This window comes from Anoxybacillus suryakundensis (genome assembly GCF_001418025.1).
In the GTDB taxonomy this organism is placed as follows: Bacteria; Bacillota; Bacilli; order Bacillales; family Anoxybacillaceae; genus Anoxybacillus; species Anoxybacillus tengchongensis.
This window is the reverse complement of the sequence record NZ_LIOK01000024.1, coordinates 20,450-27,029: the sequence shown is the minus strand read 5'-3', so window position 1 is coordinate 27,029 and position 6,580 is coordinate 20,450. Positions and strand designations below refer to the sequence as shown.

Here is a 6,580-nt window from a genome sequence, read left to right as displayed (position 1 = left end):
TCATCGTTTACGGCGTGGACTACCAGGGTATCTAATCCTGTTTGCTCCCCACGCTTTCGCGCCTCAGCGTCAGTTACAGACCAGAGAGCCGCCTTCGCCACTGGTGTTCCTCCACATCTCTACGCATTTCACCGCTACACGTGGAATTCCGCTCTCCTCTTCTGCACTCAAGTCCCCCAGTTTCCAATGACCCTCCACGGTTGAGCCGTGGGCTTTCACATCAGACTTAAGGAACCGCCTGCGCGCGCTTTACGCCCAATAATTCCGGACAACGCTTGCCACCTACGTATTACCGCGGCTGCTGGCACGTAGTTAGCCGTGGCTTTCTCGTTAGGTACCGTCAAAGTAACGCCAGTTACTGCGCTACTTGTTCTTCCCTAACAACAGAGCTTTACGACCCGAAGGCCTTCTTCGCTCACGCGGCGTTGCTCCGTCAGACTTTCGTCCATTGCGGAAGATTCCCTACTGCTGCCTCCCGTAGGAGTCTGGGCCGTGTCTCAGTCCCAGTGTGGCCGATCACCCTCTCAGGTCGGCTACGCATCGTCGCCTTGGTGAGCCGTTACCTCACCAACTAGCTAATGCGCCGCGGGCCCATCCTATAGTGATAGCAGAACCATCTTTCAACATCAAAACATGCGCTTTGATGTATTATCCGGTATTAGCTCACGTTTCCGCGAGTTATCCCAGTCTATAGGGCAGGTTACCCACGTGTTACTCACCCGTCCGCCGCTAACGATTCAAAAGCAAGCTTTTGAATCGTCCGCTCGACTTGCATGTATTAGGCACGCCGCCAGCGTTCGTCCTGAGCCAGGATCAAACTCTCCATAGAAAAGTTATCCTTAGCTTCTGTACGCTTTTCGCTTCGTTCAGTTTTCAAGGAACATCTTGTCGCTTTTGAAGCGACTTTTTCATGTTATCATATCATGTTTTCGATGTCAACATTTTTTATTTTTAACCGCCGCTACACCTCAGCAGCGACGATTAAAAATATATCACGAACATTTTTAAACGTCAACACCTTTTCTTTATTTTTTTTTCGACCATGTAATGTCTATGAAACACACCTTGTCCTTTTGTTGCAATTTTTTCAACAGAAAGTATATGTTTTTCAACTAGAAATTCAAGCAAAATAGCTAAATCAACGCCGTATACTGCCAACTCTTGTTCATTGAGCAAATCCGCCATAGACCATGACGTTTCTTTTTTCTCAAGCACGTGTATAAGATGACTTGCTCCTTGTTTCAACTTCGAGTGGATAAAAAAATCACTTGCTAAAAATAACAATTGCAATCGTTTATCAAGCGGTTCTTCACTTCCAACTAACTCAGCATATAGTTTATGAACTTGTGGCTCAATATGTTTTACTTGGTTCCATACAGTTACTTCAGGATAAAAACCATTTTCGATAATAGATAGACGAGCTAAATGATGAAGTGCATGTAATACATGATTGTACGCATCAAGCCATTGATCTTTTTCAAAAAAACTTCGTCCTTCTATATATCGACGTACTAACTTAGCAAATTCTATTCCCATCTTTACTTTTCTTTCTTCTATCGGAAACTGCAATAAACGTTGCCGCCATTGTTCGATATATTCATTCCGATCAAATAACACTTTCCCATTTAACAACCAATTCATCACTTTTCGATTTGAACCGAGCAGCACCCATTCTTTCACTTGACGTTCATCTACAATGTGCAAAGATGCACTCTTTTCTTCGAACGCATAATGTTTGATAAAAATCGGTTCTTCCCCTTCTCGAACGATAACAAATAAAACGACATCAAACAAATCCGTCTCCGGAGAGTAATCCGACCCTTTTTCAATCATTAAAATTCCAAGCGTTTGCGGATGACTAGCTCGCTCTTGGTAAATCGGACGCAACACATCTTCCATAAACCGATTCCTCCACTTTTCAACATTGTTTGACCGTATTCGACAATTTCAAAAAAACTCCTGCTTATCATTTAAAACTTATGTTATAGTTATGCGTAGGAGGAGATAAATGTGGGTGTGAAATATTCAAGCAAGATCAACAAAATTCGTACGTTTGCGTTAAGTTTAATTTTTATCGGATTTTTCGTGATGTATGCAGGTATATTTTTCCGCACATCACCTATTGTTATGACGTTATTTATGATTTTAGGATTGTTGTTTATTATCGCAAGTACAGTCGTCTATTTTTGGATCGGAATGTTGTCAACAAAAACGGTACAAGTCGTCTGTCCTTCATGCAATAAAGTAACAAAAATGTTAGGACGAGTCGATGTATGTATGTACTGCAACGAACCGCTTACACTCGATCCAACCCTTGAAGGAAAAGAATTTGATGAAAAATATAATCGAAAAACAAGAAACAAAAAAAGCTGATAGCCACGTCGCTACCAGCTTTTTTAATGATGCCCTTTTTGACAGTCCGGACACGTTCCATAAATCTCCATCCGATGATGACTAACTTTAAATCCTGTCACATGCGCCGCTAAATCTTCGACTTCATCTAAGCCTGGATAATGAAAATCAACAATTTTTCCACACGTTTCGCAAATCACATGATAATGATGTGTCGTAACAAAATCAAAACGACTTGACGCATCACCGTACGTTAGTTCTTTGACAAGACCGACTTCTTTAAACACACGCAAATTGTTATACACAGTTGCGACACTCATATTTGGAAATTTTCCTTCCAAAGCTTTATAAATTTCATCCGCTGTTGGATGGGACATGGACTGAATCAAATATTCGAGTATCGCATGACGTTGCGGTGTAATACGGACGCCGGTTTCTTTTAACGTGTGAAGCGCTTCTTTTAATTGATGTGCGTGCGTCACCGTCATGCACCTCACTTTCATTTATAAAAATTATAATTATTAATTTATAATTTTTATAAATAGTGTACAAAAAAATGAAACCATTTGTCAATTGGATTTTTAGGGAAGAAAAAAAGGGCGATCGTTGAACAATCGCCGCATACATATTTGAGGAGGTGTGTGCTCTACTATATCGTACGCAACGATCCTTTTATTTGTTTGAGCCAACCGCCTCTTTTAAAGCGTTCAACACTTCTTCGACATGCCCATTTACTTTTACTTTTCTCCACTCTTTCACAATTTGACCGTTTGGATCGATTAAAAACGTCGAACGCTCAATCCCCATATACTCTTTCCCAAAATTTTTCTTTAACTTCCATACGTCATACGCCTTCGCTGCGTCTTGTTTTTCATCAGCAAGCAGCAAAAACGGCAAGTGATGCTTTTCAATAAATTTTTTGTGTCGCTCAATGGAATCAGGGCTAATTCCAATCACAATAGCCCCTAAATCCGTCAATGATTCGTAATGGTCTCGAAAATGACAAGCCTCTGTCGTACATCCTGGCGTCATATCTTTTGGATAAAAATACAATACGACATACTTCCCGCGAAATTGCGACAATGTCACGTTTTCCCCATTGCTTGCTGGCAATGTAAAGTCAGGTGCTTCCATATTTCCCCTCCTACCTTCTTTCTACATCCATTACGGTTCGAACAACAAAAGCGGCAGGTAGCGCATAGCCGAGCAACGCTTCGACCATCGCAATCCACCGGCCGATCCCAATCGGGACAATATCACCATAGCCAACGGAAAGCAATGTCACTGCACTAAAATATAAACTCGTTTCGACATATTGAAAAAAATTAGAAGCGACTATAGTCTTCCCATTTTCCATCATAACAACATGTCCATTTATATGCAAAATCGTATATACAAGCGCAAAGCCAATCATCGTCGTTGAATACACAAATAAAATGGCAATAAAGTTTTTTATCGAAATGACAGAACGCTTCGTCTGCCAAAATGAGAAAAAGCTCATACATATGATAAAAACAATAACCCCAATCCATACATACGTCACAACATCCCCTCCTGTCCTCATATATACGAGAGGATGTTTAAATTAATTCCCCGCACCGCGATAACGTTTGACGCCCGCATTCCATAACAGCACCGACAACGTAAAACAAACAATCCCCATCACCGGCGTCAAAAACGAGTACGTATACCATTCCGTTTTACGTAAAAAATACGCTGACGGATATACACCAACAAACGCAAACGGCAAAATCCATGTTAAAACGTAGCGAATAACACGATTGTAAATATCGACAGGGTATCTTCCGTAATTTCCGATGTTGTACATCATCGGCATAATCGAACTGCGTGCGTCAGACCAAAAACTAATGCTTGCTAACGAAATAAAAATACCTGCATAAACGAACGTTCCTCCTAAAACGAACAACACAAATAAAATGACATCATACCAATGAAACGATAAATGTAATCTTGATGCGGCATAACCCATAACAACTAAACCAGTAATTCCTCCAAGAAGCGACTCTAATTCCATTCGTTCAAGCACAATTTGGAACAAACTATGCACAGGGCGGGTTAATACACGGTCCATTTCCCCGCGCACAATATATCTTTCGTTAAAATCCCAAATATTAAAAAACGCAGCAAACAAAGCAAACGGTACTAAAAAGAAGCCATAAATAAAAATAATTTCATCGCGCGTCCATCCGTTTAAAAATTGTGTATGTCCAAATACAACAAGAATAAAAATTAAATTTACACCTTGAAACATTAAATCAGATAAAAACTCCACAAACAAATCGGTACGATATTGCAGCTTCGTCTTTATATATTGACTCATATACTGAAGAAAAATAGACATATAAAACATATGTTCACCCCCCTTGAATGATGAGTTTTCGTTTGGCCGCTTTCCATAACAAATAAATCGGAACAATCAATACGACGCACCAAACAGCCTGAAACATCATTCCTTTGATCGCTTCATCCCTTGTAAAGCTTTCCGTAAAAATCATACTCGGAATGTAACTGATCGCTTGAAAAGGCAAATAGTGCATCACATGTTGTGCCCATTCGGGATAAAAGCTAATGGGTAAAATAAGCCCTGAAAATAAATCAATAACAAATCGTTTGGCGCGAAGTAACCCTTCTCCATTTAACGTAAAAAACGTGACCATCCCAGCTATTAAATTGAGCTGAGAATTAATAATAAAACTAAGCATTGTCGACAAAGCAAAATATCCCCACGTATGAACATTCGTTGTAAATTGGAGTGAAAAAACAAATGTGACAATGACCATGCCGGGAAGCGAAAAGAAAATGAGTCGGAAAATCCCTTCTCCAAGCCCTTGCATCGTTCTCATAATCAAATAGTTGTACGGACGAATAAGTTCAATCGCCACTTTTCCTTCACGAATTTCCATCGCAATTTCACGATCAATGTTATTAAAATAAAACGCTCTTGCCATCCAAGCAATCGCGACATACGTCGTCATTTGTTCCACTGTCATTCCTTGAATAGATGACTGTCCTCCATAAATGGCAGACCATAAAAAATAATACGCACCAATATTAATGCTATAAATAAAAATGCCGCTATAATAATTCGTGCGATAAGCTAACATCATTAAAAAACGCATACGAATCATCTCAATGTATTTACCCATGGTGAATCCCTTCTTCGTAAATGTTGCGAATAATTTCTTCCGTCGATACTTCGCGAATATGAATATCTTTTAATTCATAGGAGGAAACGACTTTTCCAATGACATGTGCCATATCTGCGGCACGAACATGCGCCACCCAACTATATCGGTCCTCTCCTTGTTCCCATGCCGCATCAACGAGCAGCATAAGCTCTTCTTTTGAGACGATATCGCGAAATTGAAAATGAATTTGCTTTCCTTCTCCCCAATTTTGCTTCAAATGTTGCAATGATCCGTCGTAAATGATTTTTCCTTCGTCAAGCATAATGACGCGTTCACAAAGCGCTTCAATATCTGTCATATCGTGCGTCGTTAATAAAATCGTCGTGTTGTATTTTTCATTAATTTCTTTTAAAAATTGACGAATTTTTAACTTGACAAGCACATCTAAACCGATCGTCGGCTCATCTAAAAATAAAAGTGGCGGATTATGAATGAGCGCAGCTGCTAATTCACAGCGCATTCGCTGACCGAGCGATAACTTGCGCACAGGCTTATCAAGCAACGGACCAATATCTAACGTTTCAATCACGTGATCCATATGTTCGTTATAATCTTGGTCGGAGACACGATATACTTTTTTTAACAATCGAAATGACTCTTGCACGGCGATATCCCACCATAATTGTGATCGCTGTCCAAACACAACGCCGATCGTCTGCACGAAACGTTCCCGCTCTTTATGCGGATTCATCCCATTTACAACGACTCGTCCAGATGTCGGCGTTAAAATTCCTGTTAACATTTTTATTGTCGTTGATTTACCTGCCCCATTTTCTCCGATGTAGCCAACCATTTCCCCTTGTTTAACAGTAAACGAAATATCGTCGACAGCCCGAATCATTTTATAGTTTCTCGTAAATAAATCACGAAACGCCCCAGCTAACCCAGAACGGCTAGAGTACGACTTAAATTCTTTTCGTAGTTTTTCTACTTCAATCGCATACATGTTTCTCACCTCTCATGAAATCACTATTTAATAGTGTAACGAAAATGTTTAAACTCAACAAATGGTGTGCTCA

General features: G+C 40.1%; 8 protein-coding genes and 1 rRNA gene. 1 reads left to right on the top strand and 8 read right to left on the bottom strand.

The features are described from left to right. Together ASC42_RS12530 and ASC42_RS12525 are read right to left on the bottom strand one after the other, a co-directional pair. Positions 1 to 829 (bottom strand): 16S ribosomal RNA (locus ASC42_RS12530); the annotation flags it as partial. Positions 830 to 1,011: 182 nt separating this feature from the next. Further along, the gene (locus ASC42_RS12525) at positions 1,012 to 1,899 is read right to left on the bottom strand and encodes a nucleotidyltransferase-like protein (protein ID WP_055442015.1); all 888 of its coding nucleotides are present in this window, start codon (positions 1,897 to 1,899) and stop codon (positions 1,012 to 1,014) included. Positions 1,900 to 2,010: 111 nt separating this feature from the next. Between ASC42_RS12525 and ASC42_RS12520 the strand changes: the two genes are divergently transcribed. Then, entirely contained in the window at positions 2,011 to 2,373 is a 363-nt protein-coding gene (locus tag ASC42_RS12520) for a YgzB family protein (RefSeq protein ID WP_009360872.1), read from the top strand. 23 nt (positions 2,374 to 2,396) lie between these two features. Here the strand turns inward: ASC42_RS12520 and perR are convergent, their stop codons facing one another. The 6 genes from perR to ASC42_RS12490 form a co-directional block, all read right to left on the bottom strand. Beyond that, complete coding sequence (gene perR, locus ASC42_RS12515; RefSeq protein ID WP_026011847.1) at positions 2,397 to 2,840, bottom strand: peroxide-responsive transcriptional repressor PerR; 444 nt, start codon at positions 2,838 to 2,840, stop codon at positions 2,397 to 2,399. Between the two features lie 184 nt (positions 2,841 to 3,024). Next, complete coding sequence (bcp, locus tag ASC42_RS12510) at positions 3,025 to 3,486, bottom strand: thioredoxin-dependent thiol peroxidase (protein WP_055442014.1); 462 nt, start codon at positions 3,484 to 3,486, stop codon at positions 3,025 to 3,027. A gap of 10 nt (positions 3,487 to 3,496) precedes the next feature. After that, the gene (locus ASC42_RS12505; RefSeq protein ID WP_055442013.1) at positions 3,497 to 3,895 is read right to left on the bottom strand and encodes an ion channel; all 399 of its coding nucleotides are present in this window, start codon (positions 3,893 to 3,895) and stop codon (positions 3,497 to 3,499) included. A gap of 42 nt (positions 3,896 to 3,937) precedes the next feature. Continuing rightward, complete coding sequence (locus tag ASC42_RS12500) at positions 3,938 to 4,723, bottom strand: ABC transporter permease (protein WP_055442012.1); 786 nt, start codon at positions 4,721 to 4,723, stop codon at positions 3,938 to 3,940. A gap of 4 nt (positions 4,724 to 4,727) precedes the next feature. After that, on the bottom strand, positions 4,728 to 5,519 hold the full coding sequence (locus ASC42_RS12495; RefSeq protein ID WP_055442011.1) for an ABC transporter permease: 792 nt from the start codon (positions 5,517 to 5,519) through the stop codon (positions 4,728 to 4,730). Next, a complete protein-coding gene (locus ASC42_RS12490; RefSeq protein ID WP_055442010.1) occupies positions 5,512 to 6,507 on the bottom strand; it encodes an ABC transporter ATP-binding protein in 996 nt (331 codons plus the stop codon). Before ASC42_RS12490 ends, ASC42_RS12495 begins: the two co-directional genes overlap by 8 nt. Positions 6,508 to 6,580: the final 73 nt, after the last annotated feature.